Genomic DNA, 18,550 nt, shown 5'->3' on the forward strand with positions numbered 1-18,550 from the left:
GATCCACATACTGGACAAACTGGATTGACATATGAAAATGTGTTATTTTCATCTAAAAATAGTTTTTGATTATTATTTTTAATTTTTGGTCTTTTATTGAGCCTTTTCTCAATAATTTCATTGGGATTTATTTTTTCATTTTTAAAATCAAAAAGTTTAAGTTGTATGAAGTTTATATTAGTATTGAGGACAAATTTGTTTTGTTTAGTCATAAAATATTATTTGTCCTCACTTATTTAAATAATTTACTATTTTTAAATCCTTTATTTCAAAATTAAAGAAAAAAATAACCTATTTTTATTTAACGAAGAAAAAAATAAAAAAATAAAAAAAGCCTATAAAATTTTACAGTCTCAAGAAATTTAAAAAAATATATTTTTGGCGGACACCCTTAAACTGTTTATATAAGCTTATATTAAATTTAAATTTTTTTTATAGAATATTATAATAATTTTTAGAAAGTTTATTATTATTTTTTTAATTAAATTTTATTGATATGATTTTAACTATTAAGTTTATCTTTTTCAAATTTAAAAATAATAATCTATTTATTTTATTTTTTTCATAAATATAAATAATTAAAATTTATTTATTTATTTTAAATTCATGGAGATAAAATATGAATGAAATTGTTTTAAATCATCCTTTAATTACACATAAATTAGCTATTTTAAGAGATATAAATACAGGTACTAAAGAGTTTAGAGAACTTGTTACAGAGATATCCACTCTTTTATGTTATGAAGCAACTAAAGATGCTGAACTTGAAGCGACAGAAATTGAAACTCCTTTAGAGAAGATGCAAACAGCTAAACTAAATGAAGATAATTATGCAGTTGTACCTATCTTAAGAGCAGGTATGGGTATGGTTGAAGGAATTATTAATGTAATTCCTAATGCTAAAGTAGGTCATATTGGTCTTTATCGCAGTGAAGAAACATTCCAGCCTGTTGAATATTATTATAAAATGCCTGATGGCATTGCTGATAGAATAGCTATGATTATAGATCCTATGCTTGCAACTGGCGGAAGTGCCTCAGCAACTATTGATAGATTAAAAGAAGACGGTGTTAAAGCAATTAAACTTTTATCTATTGTTGCTGCACCTGAGGGAATTAAAGTTATTGAAGCAAATCACCCTGATGTTAAAATTTACTGTGCAACAGTAGATAAAGGATTAAATGAAAATAAATATATCGTTCCAGGTCTTGGAGATGCTGGAGATAGGATATATGGTACAAAATAACAACCTAAACTTTTTAAAGCTTTGTCTTTAGAACCTTAGTTAAAATTTTATTAATTTTATGAGTATCTAGGCTTAATTTTTACTTTTTTTTACTTGTTTGGTTTTTAAATTAAAGTTTTGGATAAATTTTAATACTTCTTTTTTTAGTATTTATTTTACTTTTCCCATTTCGATTATAATTATTTTTAATAATTTTTTTTAAATAATTTCATTGACCTATTTTTTATATAAAAATAACTTATATTAATCTTAATTTAGAATTATTTCAATAAATTTATATATTTATTTAAATAATTATTATATATGAAAAGATTATTATTAATTAGATTTTTATTCAATATTTCATAAAAATAAAGATAAATTTTTATTTTTATTTAATTTAAATATTTTTAATCTATTTTTTTAATATAATCTTAATCTTTGATTGTTTATTTTAATTTAAATTTTTAAATGAATTAATTTAATTTAATATTTTAGATTAGTTAATTTAATTTAATTTAATTTTTTAAATGAATTAATTTAATTTAATATTTTAGATTAGTTAATTTAATTTAATTTAATTTTTTAAAATAAATTAATTTAATTTAGCCTTTTAAATAAAATAAACAGTAGTGGTCGAATTTTTTATATAATGTGGTGTTATGATGAAAGAATTATATGAAAAAATGATTAATGAATCAATGGCTGCTTTAAAAGCAGATATTGAAGTAATTTCTGAAAACAGATATGATGACTTTAAAATCACTGATGCAAAACCTTATGCAGATGCAGTAGCTGAAATGACTTGTCTTGATAATCAAGCGGAATCTGTAATTAACTTACACAAAAAATCTGTAGCAAGCCATTACAAAGTATTAAGTTCTATTGCTGATACAATAATACCTGAAGATGATCCTTTTATTGAACATTTTCAAACTCCTCCAGTCCTTGAAATTTTATGTGAGGAAGACGGTGACTTTGCAGACAGTTTAGATGTATTTATTAAATCTATTGCTGATAATGAAGCATTAGTTGCAAAAGAATCTATTCGTCGTTATGGTGGATTCTATGGTCCTACTTGTGTAGTGGACTTTGCTTTAATGCCTGGTAGTACCTCTAATGTAGTAAACCAAATCTTAAAAACTGTTAATATACCAACTCCCCATAAACAAGCAATTTTATCTGCTAAATCTTGGGGTATGAACACTTCTTATGGTATTGGTGATGCATTTACTAATGCTCTTGAAGCTGGTGCAACTGCAGCTGAAGCAACTGCAAAAGAAATTGAAGCTTTACAAATGATCTATAGAGAACCTATAGAAGCTCAAGGTACTTTAATGGATGATGCAGGCCATTCCTCCTTTGATGTAAGAAAGTTCATGTTAGATTACAAAAAAGAAATGAGAGATGTTGTTAAAGCAGCAATGGATGATGGTGTACATTATGGTAACATTGTAACTGTTCCAGCTTACTGTGTAGGTGATATTGGTCACCACATTGGTCAAGCAAGCTATAATATGTGTAAAGATGATGTAATCTTAGCGGTTATACAAGCAACTGCAAAAGTTATGGAATCTACTTTAAGAGATAATGTTGACAATTTCTTACACCCATCTCAAGTATTGAACTTAGCTACTGGTGCAACTGCATGTGCAACTGAATATATCCTTGAATTAGATGGATTTAACGCTCCTATGGTTGTAGATTTATTAAATAAAAGATTCCACAACTATGTACAACAATACCCTACTAGAGGAGCAGCTGCAGAATTACACAACTGTGACTTTATGGACATGATTTATAGAGGTTTCAATGCTATCAGTGGAGCTAGAAAAGCAAGAAGCAGTGAAAACCTTGAACTCATTCCTATAATCAATGGATTTGCTGTTGATTTAGGTGCAATTAAACATAATGAAGTTCTTATGAACCCACAAAGATACACCTATCCTGCATGTGGTATTACAGTAAGGTTCTCCTCACTTATGAGACTTGCAGATTATCCATGTTTACTTACTTCAGAACCTGTAACTGCAACTATGATGACAAACGTAATTGCACTTAATAAAGATGTACCTGGCTCTCCTGTAAGAGGCTGTAAAAACTGTGCATCTTCAACCTTAGTTGATGCTAAACATGAATACTGTCAATGGAGAGAATCTGTATAGCTTTTAATTGTTTTTCAAAATATGATTTGTAGAGGTTTTAATTGTTTTTCAAAAATAGAATCTTTATAGACATCTCAAAAAGAGAAATTTATAAATTTAAATTTAATTAAACTTTTATCTTAATTATTTTTTATTTTTTTAAATAGAATTTAATTAGTCCTATGATTAATTATTTTTTTAAATAGAATTTAATTAGTCCTATGATTAATTATTTTTTATTTCTTTTAATGTTTAATTAATTTAATTCTTATCTTAATTAAAGCTTTTAGATTTAATAAACTATTTAAAATTAATTATGGAGGGAAAATATGGCTTCTTGTAATATTGAAAAGAAATTCTTAGCAGAACTTTTAGGAACGCTTTTCCTTGTATTCTTTGGTACAGGTGCTGCTGTTGTAACTTTACTTATTTCTGATAGTGTAAGTCCTGGAACTGCAGGTATTGGATTACTAGGTGGTCTTGGAGACTGGATAGCTATTGCATTAGCATTTGGTTTAACTGTAATGGCTTGTATTTATTTATTTGGAAAAATATCTGGTGCACATTTAAACCCTGCAGTAACTATTGGCTTACTTGTAAGTAAAAATATTTCTTTAAAAGATAGTGTTTACTACATTTTAGCTCAAGTTATTGGTGCATGTTTAGGTAGCTTATTATTATATCTATGTTTAGGTTCTCCTGCTGTAACTGTTGGAGGATTAGGTGCTACTGCTCCTGGTTTAAATGTAGGTTATATTCCAGCTATGATTGCTGAATGTATTGGTACTTTCTTCTTAGTACTTGTTGTTATGGGTGTTGCAGTTGATGAGAAAGCAGAACCTGGATTTGCAGGTATTTCTATCGGTATGACTGTAACTGCTGTAATCGTTGTACTCGGTGCATTTACTGGCGCTTCTATTAATCCAGCACGTACCTTTGGTCCTTACTTAATGGATGTTTTACTTGGTGGAACTAACTTCTGGGCTTACTATCCTATTTATTTAGTTGGACCTATTGTTGGCGGTATCCTTGCAGCTTTAGTATACACTTACTTAGCTAAAGGAAACGATGCTTGTGCATTACCGCAGCCTTTCAAAGAATAACACTCAAGCTTTTTTGGCCTTCGGCCAAAAAAACTTGATTAAAATTTTTATAACTAATAATAAGTTAAAAACTTGGATTTATTTTTTTTTAAACTTTTAAAAGGTTTATTATTTTTTTAAGCTTTTAGAAAGTTTTTTATTCTTTTAAACTTTTAAAAGGTTTATTATTTTTTTAAGCTTTTAAAAGGTTTATTATTTTTTTAAGCTTTTAAAAGGTTTATTATTCTTTTAAGCTTTTAGAAAAGTTTATTATTCTTTTAAGCTTTTAGAAAAGTTTATTATTCTTTTAAACTTTTAGAAAAGTTTATTATTTTTTAATTTGGAGAATTATTTATGTGTACTGCAAGTGAATATTTTACAGAAAATCATTATTTTGGTAGAAATTTTGACTATGAAATCTCATACAATGAAAGAGTTTGTATAACTCCAAGAAATTATGAGTTTAAATTCAGAAAAATAGAAGATATGGAATCTCATTATGCAATTATAGGAATAGCTGCAGGTATTGATGAATATCCTTTATATTATGATGCTTGTAATGAAAAAGGAGTAGCTATTGCAGGGCTTAACTTTGCAGGCAATGCTGTTTATAGAGAAATAGATGAGGATATGGTAAATGTAACTCCATTTGAATTTATTCCTTATTTATTATCTCAAGCAGATTCTATAGAAGATGTAAAAAACTTACTTGAAAATCTTAATTTAGTAAATATTAATTTTTCAGAAAGTTTACCTTTATCTCCACTTCATTGGATGATATCAGACAAGAACTCTTCTATTATTGTGGAACCATTGGAAGATGGATTGAAAGTTTATGATAACCCTGTTGGAGTTTTAACTAATAATCCAACCTTTGATATACAATTATTTAATTTAAATAATTATAGGAATTTATCTATTAAAACACCAGAAAATACCTTTTCTAAAAATTTAGAATTAGATGCTTATAGTAGAGGTATGGGTGCTATTGGACTTCCTGGTGATTTGTCTTCTCTATCAAGGTTTGTAAAAGCAGCATTTACTCGTGAAAATTCAACTTCTGAGACTGGTGAATCAGAAAGTGTTTCTCAATTTTTCCATATTTTATCATCAGTTGAACAACAAAAAGGTTTAACATTTATTGATGATCCAGATGTATATGAATATACTATTTATACATCTTGCTATAATACAGATGAATGTATCTTATATTATAAAACATATTATAATCATCAAATAACTGCAGTTGATTTAAATAAGGAAAATCTTGATGGGGATAATTTGATTGTTTATCCTTTTATTGATGAAGCACAAATTAACTTTATAAATTAATTTAATTTTTTATTTTTTTGAGGCTATAAAATTTTATAGGCTTAAATTTATTTTTAATTATTTTATTTATAAATAAATAATAAATTTTTATTTTTAAGCCTAAACTTTTTTACAATCTCATTTTTTTTAATTTTTTATTAGTATTATTTTTTTAAAAAACCCTTTAGCTTTTTTACTTTTTTATCAGTATTATTTCTATAATATTTAACTGGTGCTGGACTTATTAATCTTGAATCTTATAGAAAAGAAATGATTATATTTTAGTTGTAATTAGTCAAATGATTCTCTTTAATAATATATGCTATTGTATTTAAAAGCATTTTTTCTTTAATATCTTCTATTTTTTCAATATCAATATCTTCTTTATTAATTATTTTAACTATATTCTCTTTCATACCTTCATTTAATTCAATTATTTCTAAATAATTTAGCATTGCATTAGCTAATTCATTTATTTCTTTCTGTTTTTTATGGATTTCATTTTCCTCAATGTTCTCACTTAAAAGATTAGCTATAACAATTAGAGAATATTTTTCATCAACACCAGTCCCTAAGCATTTTTCCTTAATTAGATATATAAGCTTATTATTTGCTTTTTGGTATAGTTTCATATTGATTTGAGATTCTTTTTCTAGTGAATAAGGCATTATAATTAAACTAAGTACTAAAGATACAAGAATTGCAAGTGAAGTCCAAATAATCTTTAATGGAAGAGCTAAAGCTAGTGGAATATATTTTAATGATACAGTTAGAGATAAAATTGCTGTCAATGTGCTTCTATAAAATAAATCATCAATTTTTAAGATTAATAAATAAAATAGAATAATTAAAGCTATTATAATTAATATATCAGACACTAGGAAATTCATCAACTGTACTGAAACTATCATAATAATGAAAAGAATGATTGCTAAAAAGGTAGTTTTTAACTTAATCTTATAGTTTCTTATCATGTCATTTGTATATGGTAAAAGAGTTACAACAGATGTAAAATATAACCACTTAATATATACAAGGTCAAATACAAATCCCAGTATTTGCCATAAAATTGTTATAAAGGCCATCTTTAAGGCAAAACTAAATTTAATAGAATGTTTTGAAAATGAAAATTTTAAAAAATTTTTTACTCTTTGACTAATATAATTTTTATCTAATTCTATACCTTTATTTTCTTTTATTTTCTTGTTTAGTTCATTATTAATCACTTTAAAGTTTAATAGAACTAAATACATCTCTTTTGTTTTTATATCATTGTAATTTAATTCAATCTCTTCTTTGTTTTTTAATTTTTCTAAAATGTTTTTCATATAATTTAATTCATTTTTATTAAAATCACCTTTAGCAATTAAAATACCTATATATTGAAGTGATTTCACTATGTTTAAAACTTGTTCTTGTTTTTTTGTTGCAATTAATTTATAGCTTAGATTATCAAATATGCTAAGATAAAAGCTTTTCTGCACATTGAAGCTTATATTATCAACAGCTTTATCTTTTAGTTTTAAATCAATTGCATTATCAATTTCATTTAATAGCTTATCTATAGTTCTTTTTGAGCTTTTATATTCTTTTGTGTGATTTATGATAATATTTAATAAAACTATAAATGCTGCACCAAATAAAAGTGAAAAAAGCCTCATTGTAAGTAAATCAATAGTTATAGGCTTAGATAACATTATAAAATAAGCAATTAAATATCCCATATATGAATTTTTACTAAATAAATAATAGGAACTAAATGTTATGCTAAAAACAGCTAAAAAATTAAGTATTATTCCTATGGCTGTTGTTTGATAGGAATTATAAAAAGCAATAAGTGTAAGTGCCCATAATGCAAATAAAATCTTTAAAAAAGAGGTTTTAGGTTTAAAAGAAAGATCTTTGTCTAAAGTGAGCACTGCTATAAATAGTATCATTAAGCCAAGTGGAAGGTTTTCTATTCCAAATAAAAAACCGTATATTCCTAAAAATAGTATGATTATTACAGCAAGCAATGTTTTCTTTTTAATTTCTTCTTTTTTCATTTTATCTATCTTTTCATTTTATTATTTATTCTATTATTTTTAGTATAATTATTTTTATCTTTAATTATCTATTAGAATTTATTTAGTATTTTTTATTATAACTCAATATTTAATTCTTTTTTGCATTGCTTTTTTATGAATCCTTTTGGTTTGTATGATTTGGACTGGTTCGTTTTTGGCGAACTCGAGTTTTAGTTCATGAAGTTTAGATAAGTTAGTATTATCTGGACTTAGTTATTTCTTATGAACTAAAGTTTTTGTTCGTAAAATTTGGATAAGTTCGCATTATTTTATACAGTCCTAAATGAAAAAACTTAATAAGTATTAAATTAATATATGATATTATATAAAATGAGGTAATCATATGAGCTCTCTTCCTATATCAATACCAAAAGACATTAATAAATATTTTTTTAACAGAAAAAAAGAAATCAAAAAAATCAATGCTAACTTATCTTTATTAGAAATGGATATTGCAAATCAGATCTTGATAACTGGTTATCGTGGAGTTGGAAAAACATTTCTACTTAAAAAGATTTTAAATGACCAACCAGAAAAATACTTGACTATATACCTTGACTTATCAAAAACTTATGGTGGTCAAAAAGGGGAGCTAACTGAAGAAGAACTAATGAAAGAACTTTTAAATAAAATTAATGAGGCAATTATTAAAAATGAAAATATTTTAACTAAAGTTAAAGGGAATATTTCTAATTTTTTTAAACAATTGGAGCTGAAGGATTATGATATCAGCAACATTAACTTATCAGATATTCAATTACCAGAAATAAAAGATAACTATTTAAAATTAAGTAAATTTGTAATGGAACTTCCTCAAAGAATAGTTGATTCATCTGATAATATTAGTGGTTTTATTATTGTAATCGATGAATTTCAATTACTGAAATCTTTAAAAAATCCAGAAGCTTTCTTTTGGCTAATTAGAACTTACACTCAAGAACAATTTAATGTAAGCTATATTTTCACAGGTTCTGTTTCTCAAACTGGTGAAATAATTAATATGATTAATGGTCAAAATGGGGCTTTTGGAGGGCGCATGTTGCAGTTTAACATAGATCCATTTAGTAAAGAAGAAACTAAAGAATATTTAAACGAACGTTTACCTAGTTTAAAATTTAGCAAAGAAGGTTTTGAAAGATTTTACGCATGTACTCGAGGTATTCCTGCATACATTAATAGTTTATCATCAATTTTACCTACAGATGTTGAATGTGATGAAGGACTAATTAAAGAAACACTTTTGTTAAATGTTGATCAAATTGTCATTATGTGGCTATATGTTTGGGGAACATTAAGTTCAGTTGAAAAGGAGATAATTATTTTTATGGTTGAGAATGGCAATGTTACTTGGTCTTTATTGAATAATAATCTCAGCTATGCTAAATCAACAATTACAAAATATATTGATTCACTTATGAATAAAGGTGTTATAGAGTATAAATTTAATAAGGAATATGTCTTATCTGATGATATGCTTAAAACTTGGTTAGAAATAAAGTATGATAATGATGGAATATATCCTGCTTAAAAATAGATCATGCTAGTAAGAAAAGCTATTTTTAAATCATTGTCACATTTCAAAAATTTTTTATATTCTAAAACTAAACTATTAATAACTAATACTAAAATCTAAATATTAAAAATAATATCCATTATTCTTTTTATATGTTTATTTAAATTAGGATTAGTTTAAAAAGTTTCTTAATTTTTTATTTGGAGAGATTATTATGGCAGATTTAAAAGGAAGTAAAACTGAAGAAAATTTAAAAGCAGCACTTGCAGGTGAATCTAAAGCACGTGTAAAATATGAGTTTTATGCATCTCAAGCTAAAAAAGATGGTTATGTTGAAATTAAAGAAATTTTCCAAGAATCATCTGATAATGAAAAAGAACATGCAAAGGTATGGTTCAAGCTTTTAAATGGTGGAAGTGTTCCACATACTTTAAATAACCTTGCAGATGCAGCTGCTGGCGAACATGAAGAATGGACTTCTATGTATAAAGGATTTGCTGAAGTTGCACGTGAAGAAGGATTTGATGATATTGCAGACTTATTTGATGCAGCTGGTGCTACTGAAAAAGCACATGAAGACAGATATAATGCATTGTCCGATAAAATTAAAGCAGATAAAGTCTTTAAAAAAGATGAAGAAATTACATGGAAATGTAATAACTGCGGATACATCCATTATGGAAAAGAAGCTCCTGAAGTTTGCCCATTATGCGATCACCCACAAGCACACTTTAGAAAAAAAGACACTAGCTATATCTAGATCTTTTTAATTTTTCTTTTTATTTTTTCTATTTTTTTATTTTTATTTCTTTTTTTACAAATATTTTTTAAATTTAGCTTTTTTAAATTATATTTTTACTGATTCTTTTTTTTTAAATTGATTGGTTATAATATTTCATTTATTTTAAAAAATTTCATTTTATCGTTAAATTGTTTTTTTTCGATTAAATTGATGTTATTTTGTAAAAATATCTATTTAAAATAGTTAATTTTATTTATAAGTATTGTTAAACTATTTTTAGGCAATTTATTAATTGAATAATTTATCTAGATATCAGAACTTTATTAGCAGGAATTTCCAAAACATTTTTTCCTGACTGTTGTTGGGAGGTGATATCTATGGTGGATTTTCTTTTAAAATTGAGTATTTTCTTTATTTTATTGGGATCTATTCATATTAGCATTTATTTAATTTTATTATGAATAAAATTTTTTTAAATTTCTAATTTAAATTATTGGTTTTTAAGTTGCCTATATTTTATAAATTTTCATTTAAAAGATAAATTTAAATATTATTATTTACAATTGTAATATAAAGTGTTTTGGAATTTTCAATTTTAATTATTTAAAATTGAATCCTGCTAGTGGAGTTTTACTCCACTTTTTTTATAGAGAGAATATTTGTTCGTTTATTTTGAAATAATAGTATATTAATAACTTAGATACTAATCATTCTTTTAAATTTAATTTTTTCTTTTTGATAATTTTAAAAAACTATTTTTTGCTTTAAAAACTTTAAATTCATACAAAAACTTTTTAAATGATTAGTCGTAAATATATAATTACGTTAAAAATTTTACTATCTTTTTTATAATGTTTCAACATTAAAACAATTTTTAACGTGTATTTTTAAATTAAAACTCTTATGGACTATAATATTTAGAATTTGCTTAATAATTAAATAATCAATTAAAATATTATCATTGTTTATTTAAACGAATATAATTAATCAAAAAATGTTTTAAATATTGTCCTTTGGATGTGGCGAAAAGCTGAACAAGAGGTTATATAAATGATGTATAAATATATTAGAGATGCATGGAAAAATCCAGATGAGTCTTATGTAAGAGAACTTATGTGGCAAAGAGTTCCTGTATGGAGAAAACAGCCTGCAATTACTAGAATCGACAGACCAACCAGAATTGATCGTGCAAGATCACTTGGTTACAGAGCTAAAAAAGGTTTTGTAGTTGTAAGAGTAAAAGTTAGACGTGGTGGGCGTAGAAAAATCCGTTTCAAACATGGTCGTAGACCAAAAAGAATGGGTGTAAACAAAATTACCATGGCTAAATCTATTCAAAGAATTGGTGAAGAACGTGTAGCTAAAAAATACCCTAACATGGAAGTGTTAAACTCTTACTGGGTATGGGCTGACGGAAAATACAAATACTTTGAAGTAATCTTAGTAGACCCACAAAGTCCTTCTATTAAAAACGACCCTAAAATTAACTGGATTTGTGAAAAACAGCACAAAAATAGAGCTCTCAGAGGTTTAACTAGTGCTGGTAAAAAAGGCCGTGGCCGCAGAAATAGAGGAAAAGGTAGCGAAAAAAGATTAAAATAATCTTTTTTTAATTTTTCTTTTCTTTTTATTTTTTATTTTTTAACTATTTTTATACCTATTACTTATTTTACTACTTTTTTATTTATTTTATTAATTTTTAAAGGTTAAATCATGATTCATAATATTAGATACCGTGTTTTTATTTATGAAAATGAAGACAAGGATGAAATTTTAGAAGCTCTTTTAAATATTTTGCCAACTGCAGAAGTAGAAGTAGAAGAGGTAGAAGGACTTTTAGAAGAAAGAATGCTTATTTTATCTGGAACTATTTCTAAAAAAAGAGAGACAAAAGAATTCTTAAACACTCTCATTGATTCAATTGAAAAAGATCAGTTAATTAGATTATTTAATGATTTAGACAGGAAAATGGATGAAAAAGGTAATTTATTTTTAAGACTATCTAAAGAAAAAGCTATTGGTGGAGAGTGGGAAATCTTAGATGGTGGAGATAGCATTCATTTAAAAATTAAAATAGCTGCATATCCTGCTAAAAAAGAAATAGCAATAAATAAGATTTCTGAAATATTTCCAAAAGATATTAAAAATGCTTAAGGATAGTTTGAATATTAAAACTATTTAAAATACTTTTTATAAATTATTATATAATTATAATTTTATGTTAGATTTTTAATTAATATTTTAAAAACTAAATTAGGCTAATTAAAATTAAATTTTATAATATTTTTTAAAACTAAATTAGGGTAATTAAAATTAAATTTTATAATATTTTTAAAAACTAAATTAGGGTAATCGAATGAAATTTTATGACTTAAATTTAAGAGGGCAAGATTATGAAAATGATTTAGCTTTAGTTAAAGAAGCTAATAAGTTTGGATGGGATTATCTTAATTTAAATTATTCTTATTCAAATTTTGATAAGGCTATTCAATATAAAGATGATTTAATTAATCAATTGTCAGATATTGACTTTAATCAAACCTATAGGAATAAAAAAACTAATTTTAAACATGCAAATCTTTCTATGGGGATTAATATTTTAAATGGCAATTCTAATCAAATTAGAAAAATCACTAATAAATACCGTGATAAAACTAACTATATTAGCTGTTTAGGTGGAGATTTAAAGATCAATCGTAGTGTATGTGAGAATTATAAAATTGATGTTTTATCAAGACCTTACTATAAAAGAAGAGATTCTGGAATGAATCATGTTTTAGCAAAAGAAGCTGCAAGGCATAATGTAGCTATTGAATTATCTTTTGGAGATATTTTAAATAACTACCTTAGATACAGAACCAATGTAATTAGCAGCTTTAAGGAAATATTAATGTTCCATCGTAAATTTAAGTTCCCTCTTATTCTAACAACTGATTCTAAATCAATTTATGATATTAGGTCTACAAGAGATATTTCAAGTTTCTTTAAATCAATTGGTTTTAGTGATAGGGAGATTTATAATGGATTTTATTATTATCCTAAAAAGATTATTGATTTTAATAAAGATAGGAAGAATATGATTGTTCAAGGAGTTAAAGTCATTGATGGTGCTGATTTTACTGACACTTATGATAGTTTAGATAGTGATTTAGAAGAATTTGATGATTTTGATGATGGTTTTGATGGATTTATTGATGGGTATAATGATATAAATGAGGAAAATGATCTTAGGGAGGATGAACTATGAAATTAAAAGTTTTACCTCCAACCATTAGAAAGAATCATCATTATTTAATCCTTGATGTCAAGTCTGAAGTAGAAATATCTAAAGAGGAGATGCTTCCATATCTATGGGATGCATGTATTAGGTACTGGGGAGAGAACCATTCAAGTAACTTTAATTTATGGATTATGAGACATTATTTTATATGTAAAACTAGCCAAAATAATGAAGCTATTTTTAATTATAAAACAGTTTTAAGATGCAGAAGATCTTATGAAGATGATGTGAGAGTTGCACTTTCTACTTTAACAAGAAAAAATAAAAATAGAATTGCTATTAATACAATTGGTATCTCAGGAACTATTAAATCTGGAATAAATAAATTCATTAAAGAAGATGATTAAAAAAAGAAAAATTCTTATAAACTTAAACTTTTTTTTAAAAAAAAATAAGTAATCATCTTATATAATAATTTATATAAGACAATTAAATTTATTAAATAAGCTGATTTTTTAGTTTTTTACTTATTTTACAATGGCCATCTGCTTGTAATAAATAAGCTGATTTTTTAGTTTTTTACTTATTTTAGAACAGTTATCTAACTTGTGCTAATTTTTTAGTTTTTTTACTTATTTTATAACATTTACCCAAGTTGTAATAGTATCGGCAGCATATCCTTTATTTTTATTAATAAAGGAAGATATTATTGTATGATTTCCTATAGGTAAATCAAGATGTATATATCCATTTTCATTTGTAGTTAGTGTATATGTTGTATAACGACCTGGAAGAGTTTTATTCATTCCAATGCTTTTTCCCTTTTTAGCATATTTTAAGAAATTATTAACTAAATCTTCAGGACTAGGTCCATAGACATAATCGATCCGTGCCTTTTTATTTAAGTATTTTCCAGGGAAATACAATCCTTTAAAGCTTTCGAAGCTGTAGTTATCATCGTGTGCTCTTTTAAGCCAAGTTCTATTAGCTAAATTAATACCGCTTGGAGATTTTACACAACCTAATACAAACTGGTTATTGTTTTTCTTTAAGTAGTTTTGATAGTAATTAGATGCCATGTCTACAAACATGCCACTATCTATACCCCCAACTAAACTAAAGACACATGCATTTTTATACTTCTTAACATCACTTACATGATAATTAGGACCAATACCAGAGATAATTACTTTATACCCTTTAGCTTTAAGTAATTTAGCCATATCTGTTAACCTTTGTTTATCTTTGGATTTAGAATCAATATTATCTGAGCTTAAGACGATTGTTTTTTTAGTAATTTTAATTCCACTTCCATATGTGAAGTTATTACATTTAACTTTAATTGTAATATTTTCCCCAGCTAGTGGATTTCCATTTTGATCTGTTAATCTTATATAGTATTTAACAGTATTTTCAGAATTAAGATTTGAAGTTTTATTTTTAGCACTAAATTTTGCAGTGTAATTAGGAAGTACTTTTACTTTTGTTGATATGCTTGATTTTAAGAAACCTTTAGCACCATCAAATTTAACTTTTATTTTGTATGTTCCAACAGGTTTAGTTAATTTAAAGTAAGCTTTTCCATGTTTATTGGTAGTTCTTTTGTAATTTTTATTTGCAAAATTAATTATTAGCCTTTTATTAGATAAAGTCTTATTTTTATTGTATTTGATGCTAATAGCTAAGTATTTGCTTCTAACTACACTTTTTTTATCAAAAGCAATTCTTGTTTTGGCATTATATGATTTTATGCTGAGTTCTTTTCTAGCTTTTGTGTAAGTTTTTGAACCTTTATAGTTCAGTTTAATTTTATATTTTCCCACTTTTGAATTAATCTTTAATCTGATTCTACCATTTTTATTAGTCTTTTTAAAATAAGTCTTTTTATTATATTTTATAGTTACAGACTTTGAAACAAGTGCAAAACCATTTTTATCCTTTAAATAAGCATAAAAATATTTTCCCCTAATGATTGAAGTACTTGGTATTATAAAACTAGTTTTAAGCTTATAAACTCTCATATTAAATGTTTTATTAGATTTGGTGTAATTTTCATCACCTGCAAATTTAAGCTTAACAGTGTATTTACCAGTATCTAAACTAATTTTTAAACTTACTTTACCGTTTTTATCAGTAGTTTTCGTATAGGTTTTTTTAGCAAAACTTATAGTAATTTTTTTATTTGCAAGTGCTTTATTTTCTGAGTTTAATAAGTGTATGATTAGATTTCTTTCTTTAACAACTGATGTAGATTTTACAGTGATCTTTGTATTATCTTTTCCAGTAGTTGTATTCGATGGATTAGTTGTAGTTTCATTAGAACTATTAGTATCACCATTAGATTTTAGAATATTATTAGATATTTCGCTATTATCCTCATTAATCTCTTTTAAATCACCATTATCACTATAAGTATTATCCTTATTGATTTCTTTTAAATCACCATTATCACTATGAGATGTAGCTACCTCTTCATTATTTGTAATTTCTTTAGGATTATTATCTTCTGGGTTTAAATAACTCTTATCTAAATTGCTATTTTCCATTTGATTAGTTTCTATTTGACTAGCTGAAATAGCATTAAGACTTAAAAAGGTTATAAATAATAAACTAATTACTAAAATTAATTTTTTATTTTTTAAAATGATTTTTCCTCCATTTTTATAAATTTAAACAATTAAGAAACTTATTAATTGAATTAATAAATTTAAGAATTTAATTATAAAAACTTATAATTTTTAAAAACCTTAGAATATAAAATATTTTAAGATTAATATGTTTGTTCAATATTTATAATATAACTTTTATTTTTCATATTATTTAAATATAAATTATTAAATAGCTTAATTTTTAAGTATTTTTTAAAATATAAGTCAATCTTTACTTATTTTAGTTAATAAATCATTTTTTGAAATTTTTGATCCTTTAATAATTATTTTTTTTAAATGGTTTGATATAGAAATTTCTTAAATTTTTAGTTTATAATGCTTTAATGAATAAAATATTTTAAAAAGATTTATAAATAACTTTATAACAATATATTATTGACAGAAATATCAATAAAATACATATTACCAAATAACAGAATGTTTGGTTTATTTTTAAAAATTAGTTCAAATTTGTTTAAAGGTAAATTATAGTTAAAATTTAATTTATTCTTTTCATATAATTGTAATTTATAATATAAAGATGATAAATAAGTTAAATAGTATTTAATGAATAATGATTTAGTATTTTTATAATGAAAAAATATATTTATTGTTTGATTCTTTTAAAAAAATAAAATAATGAATGTATGAATAAAACTATTAAAATTTAAGAATTTAAACTTTAATAATGCTTTTAGATAAATTTTAACTGATTTTAAAATGGAATGTGTAATTTATTTAGTAACAAATGGATAAATTTTAAATTAAATAGGTGATATTAAATGCAACCTTTACAACAACAAAATGCTGGCTATGACAGAGCAATTACTGTATTTAGCCCTGATGGAAGACTTTTCCAAGTAGAATATGCAAGAGAAGCTGTAAAAAGAGGAACTACCTCTTTAGGTCTTAAATCAAAAGATGGTGTAGTTCTTATTGTAGATAAAAGAACAGTTAGTAGATTAGTTGAAGCAAAATCTATTGAAAAAATATTCCAAATTGATAATCATATTGGTGTTGCTACTTCTGGTCTTGTTGCTGATGCAAGAGCTTTAGTAGAGCGAGCACGTATTGAATCTCAAATTAATAAAATAACTTATAATGAACCAATTCTTGTTGGTGGACTTGCTAAGAAGATCTGTGACATGAAACAAATGTATACTCAAAATGGTGGTGTAAGACCTTTCGGTTCTGCATTGATCATTGGTGGAGTAAATGGTGGTGATGCTAAGTTATTTGAAACAGATCCAAGCGGAGCCTTAATTGAATATAAAGCAACAGCTATTGGATCTGGTGTACAAGCAGCTATGGATGTCTTTGAAGAAAGATATGAAGATGACTTAAGTTTAGAAGATGCAATTAATTTAGGTTTAGATGCACTTTATGAAGCTACTGAAGGTAAAACCACTTCTCAAAGTGTTGAAATAGCTGTAATTGAAATAGATACTCAAAGTTATAAAAAACTTTCTGATGATGAAGTATCTAAATATGTTGAGGCTCTTCTTGAGAGAAATGCTGAAAAAGAGGAAGAAGAATCTGATGATGAAGAAGATGTAGGAGAAAATTCTGATTCTGAAAAAGAGGAAGAAGAATTAGATGAAAATGATTCTGAAGAAAGTTCTGATGAGTAAAACTTTAAGAAAAACTGCTAAGTTTGGAATAAAGTTAATTCTTACAGAGAAATTCTTAAAAAATCATAAACATTTAGGAAGAATTGTTAGATAGATTTAAATAACATTTTAACAACTTTCTAAATTTTTTATTTCATTTGAGAATTCATTGAATTCTCTTTTTATTTTTATATTTTTTTTTTTTTTTAAATATGTGTATTTTATCAAATTGTATTGGACTAGGTGAGTAAGCATGGTAAATATAGATGATGCTATTATTGCAAGATTAGAATCTTTTGGAGAAAAATTTGAAATTTTAGTTGATCCTGATTTAGCTGCAGACTTTAGAAATCCTGATAATGAAAAAGAAATTGATATTGAAGATATTTTAGCTGTTGAAGAAATATTTAAAGATTCTAAAAAAGGAGATAAAGCTTCTGAAGATTCTATGAACAAAGTATTCGAAACTACTGATGTTTTAGAAGTAGCTAGTCAAATTCTTCATAAAGGTGTTGTTCAATTAACTGCTGAGCAAAGAAGACAAATGCAAGAAGATAAAAGAAAACAAGTTATTGCTACAATAGCTAGAGAAGGTATTAATCCTCAAAATGGTCTTCCGCATCCTGCTGTCAGAATTGAAAATGCAATAAATGAAGCTAAAGTTAAGATTGATGCATTTAAATCTGTAGATGAACAGGTTCAAATAGCTTTAAAAGCAATTAAAGTTTTAATTCCAATCAAATTTGAAAAAGTAAAAATAGCTGTTAGATTACCAAGCACTGCTGCAGGTAGTGCTTATTCTGCAATTCATCCATTTGGAAAAATATTAAATGAAGAATGGCAGCAAGATGGCTCTTGGATTGCAATTGTAGAAATGGCAGGTGGTCTTCAAGATGATTTTAATCATAAAATGGCTTCTATCTCAGGAGGAGAAGCTGAAACTAAATTAATTAAATAACTCTATAATATTATTAAAATATTATTAGTTT

General features: G+C 25.2%; 14 protein-coding genes and 1 pseudogene. 12 read left to right on the forward strand and 3 right to left on the reverse strand.

What is annotated here, in order from left to right; all coding sequences use genetic code 11:
- A pseudogene (locus BM020_RS05015) lies at positions 1-212 on the reverse strand (ISNCY-like element ISM1 family transposase); the annotation flags it as partial.
- Positions 213-619: 407 nt separating this feature from the next.
- Here BM020_RS05015 and upp point away from each other — a divergent pair.
- The 4 genes from upp (at position 620) to bsh (ending at position 5,783) form a co-directional block, all read left to right on the forward strand.
- Positions 620-1,246 (forward strand): uracil phosphoribosyltransferase, encoded by a 627-nt coding sequence (gene upp, locus BM020_RS05020; RefSeq protein WP_074798460.1) that lies wholly within the window; start codon positions 620-622, stop codon positions 1,244-1,246.
- Between the two features lie 644 nt (positions 1,247-1,890).
- Complete coding sequence (locus BM020_RS05025; RefSeq protein ID WP_074798462.1) at positions 1,891-3,390, forward strand: DUF2193 domain-containing protein; 1,500 nt, start codon at positions 1,891-1,893, stop codon at positions 3,388-3,390.
- 308 nt (positions 3,391-3,698) lie between these two features.
- The gene (locus BM020_RS05030) at positions 3,699-4,472 is read left to right on the forward strand and encodes an MIP/aquaporin family protein (protein WP_074798464.1); all 774 of its coding nucleotides are present in this window, start codon (positions 3,699-3,701) and stop codon (positions 4,470-4,472) included.
- 333 nt (positions 4,473-4,805) lie between these two features.
- Positions 4,806-5,783, forward strand: a complete 978-nt coding sequence (gene bsh / locus BM020_RS05035) for a choloylglycine hydrolase (RefSeq protein ID WP_067146637.1) — start codon at positions 4,806-4,808, stop codon at positions 5,781-5,783.
- A 260-nt stretch (positions 5,784-6,043) separates the two neighbouring features.
- Here the strand turns inward: bsh and BM020_RS05040 are convergent, their stop codons facing one another.
- Positions 6,044-7,807: a hypothetical protein gene (locus tag BM020_RS05040; protein ID WP_067146635.1), complete on the reverse strand. Its 1,764-nt coding sequence runs from the start codon at positions 7,805-7,807 to the stop codon at positions 6,044-6,046.
- A gap of 364 nt (positions 7,808-8,171) precedes the next feature.
- On the opposite strand from BM020_RS05040, the gene BM020_RS05045 reads away from it, so the two are divergent.
- The 6 genes from BM020_RS05045 to BM020_RS05070 all read left to right on the forward strand — a co-directional run bounded on the left by BM020_RS05045 (position 8,172) and on the right by BM020_RS05070 (position 13,710).
- Positions 8,172-9,356: an AAA family ATPase gene (locus tag BM020_RS05045; protein WP_067146633.1), complete on the forward strand. Its 1,185-nt coding sequence runs from the start codon at positions 8,172-8,174 to the stop codon at positions 9,354-9,356.
- 199 nt (positions 9,357-9,555) lie between these two features.
- Positions 9,556-10,101: a rubrerythrin gene (gene rbr / locus BM020_RS05050; RefSeq protein ID WP_067146631.1), complete on the forward strand. Its 546-nt coding sequence runs from the start codon at positions 9,556-9,558 to the stop codon at positions 10,099-10,101.
- 1,035 nt (positions 10,102-11,136) lie between these two features.
- On the forward strand, positions 11,137-11,685 hold the full coding sequence (locus BM020_RS05055) for a 50S ribosomal protein L15e (protein WP_067149014.1): 549 nt from the start codon (positions 11,137-11,139) through the stop codon (positions 11,683-11,685).
- A gap of 111 nt (positions 11,686-11,796) precedes the next feature.
- Entirely contained in the window at positions 11,797-12,237 is a 441-nt protein-coding gene (locus BM020_RS05060; RefSeq protein ID WP_067146629.1) for an RNA-binding protein, read from the forward strand.
- 202 nt (positions 12,238-12,439) lie between these two features.
- Complete coding sequence (rnp3, locus tag BM020_RS05065; RefSeq protein ID WP_067146627.1) at positions 12,440-13,330, forward strand: ribonuclease P protein component 3; 891 nt, start codon at positions 12,440-12,442, stop codon at positions 13,328-13,330.
- Positions 13,327-13,710, forward strand: coding sequence for an Rpp14/Pop5 family protein (locus BM020_RS05070; protein ID WP_074798466.1), 384 nt, complete (start codon positions 13,327-13,329; stop codon positions 13,708-13,710). The genes rnp3 and BM020_RS05070 overlap by 4 nt, the downstream gene beginning before the upstream one ends.
- 225 nt (positions 13,711-13,935) lie before the next feature.
- Here BM020_RS05070 and BM020_RS05075 read toward each other — a convergent pair whose 3' ends face one another.
- Positions 13,936-15,849 (reverse strand): hypothetical protein, encoded by a 1,914-nt coding sequence (locus BM020_RS05075; protein WP_074798468.1) that lies wholly within the window; start codon positions 15,847-15,849, stop codon positions 13,936-13,938.
- A gap of 884 nt (positions 15,850-16,733) precedes the next feature.
- Here BM020_RS05075 and psmA point away from each other — a divergent pair.
- Positions 16,734-17,582 carry an archaeal proteasome endopeptidase complex subunit alpha gene (gene psmA / locus BM020_RS05080; RefSeq protein WP_074798469.1) on the forward strand — a complete coding sequence of 283 codons (849 nt, stop codon included), beginning with the start codon at positions 16,734-16,736 and terminating at the stop codon, positions 17,580-17,582.
- Between the two features lie 232 nt (positions 17,583-17,814).
- A complete protein-coding gene (locus tag BM020_RS05085; protein ID WP_074798471.1) occupies positions 17,815-18,519 on the forward strand; it encodes a ribosome assembly factor SBDS in 705 nt (234 codons plus the stop codon).
- Positions 18,520-18,550 lie beyond the last annotated feature (31 nt).

The organism is Methanobrevibacter olleyae, assembly GCF_900114585.1.
In the GTDB taxonomy this organism is placed as follows: Archaea; Methanobacteriota; Methanobacteria; order Methanobacteriales; family Methanobacteriaceae; genus Methanobrevibacter; species Methanobrevibacter olleyae.

What these genes read in the sequence shown, in the direction of transcription:
- upp (WP_074798460.1), top strand. Translation starts at nt 620, where the DNA reads ATGAATGAAATTGTTTTAAATCATCCTTTAATTACACATAAATTAGCT.
- BM020_RS05025 (WP_074798462.1), top strand. Translation starts at nt 1,891, where the DNA reads ATGAAAGAATTATATGAAAAAATGATTAATGAATCAATGGCTGCTTTA.
- BM020_RS05030 (WP_074798464.1), top strand. Translation starts at nt 3,699, where the DNA reads ATGGCTTCTTGTAATATTGAAAAGAAATTCTTAGCAGAACTTTTAGGA.
- bsh (WP_067146637.1), top strand. Translation starts at nt 4,806, where the DNA reads ATGTGTACTGCAAGTGAATATTTTACAGAAAATCATTATTTTGGTAGA.
- BM020_RS05040 (WP_067146635.1), bottom strand. Translation starts at nt 7,807, where the DNA reads ATGAAAAAAGAAGAAATTAAAAAGAAAACATTGCTTGCTGTAATAATC.
- BM020_RS05045 (WP_067146633.1), top strand. Translation starts at nt 8,172, where the DNA reads ATGAGCTCTCTTCCTATATCAATACCAAAAGACATTAATAAATATTTT.
- rbr (WP_067146631.1), top strand. Translation starts at nt 9,556, where the DNA reads ATGGCAGATTTAAAAGGAAGTAAAACTGAAGAAAATTTAAAAGCAGCA.
- BM020_RS05055 (WP_067149014.1), top strand. Translation starts at nt 11,137, where the DNA reads ATGTATAAATATATTAGAGATGCATGGAAAAATCCAGATGAGTCTTAT.
- BM020_RS05060 (WP_067146629.1), top strand. Translation starts at nt 11,797, where the DNA reads ATGATTCATAATATTAGATACCGTGTTTTTATTTATGAAAATGAAGAC.
- rnp3 (WP_067146627.1), top strand. Translation starts at nt 12,440, where the DNA reads ATGAAATTTTATGACTTAAATTTAAGAGGGCAAGATTATGAAAATGAT.
- BM020_RS05070 (WP_074798466.1), top strand. Translation starts at nt 13,327, where the DNA reads ATGAAATTAAAAGTTTTACCTCCAACCATTAGAAAGAATCATCATTAT.
- BM020_RS05075 (WP_074798468.1), bottom strand. Translation starts at nt 15,849, where the DNA reads ATGGAAAATAGCAATTTAGATAAGAGTTATTTAAACCCAGAAGATAAT.
- psmA (WP_074798469.1), top strand. Translation starts at nt 16,734, where the DNA reads ATGCAACCTTTACAACAACAAAATGCTGGCTATGACAGAGCAATTACT.
- BM020_RS05085 (WP_074798471.1), top strand. Translation starts at nt 17,815, where the DNA reads ATGGTAAATATAGATGATGCTATTATTGCAAGATTAGAATCTTTTGGA.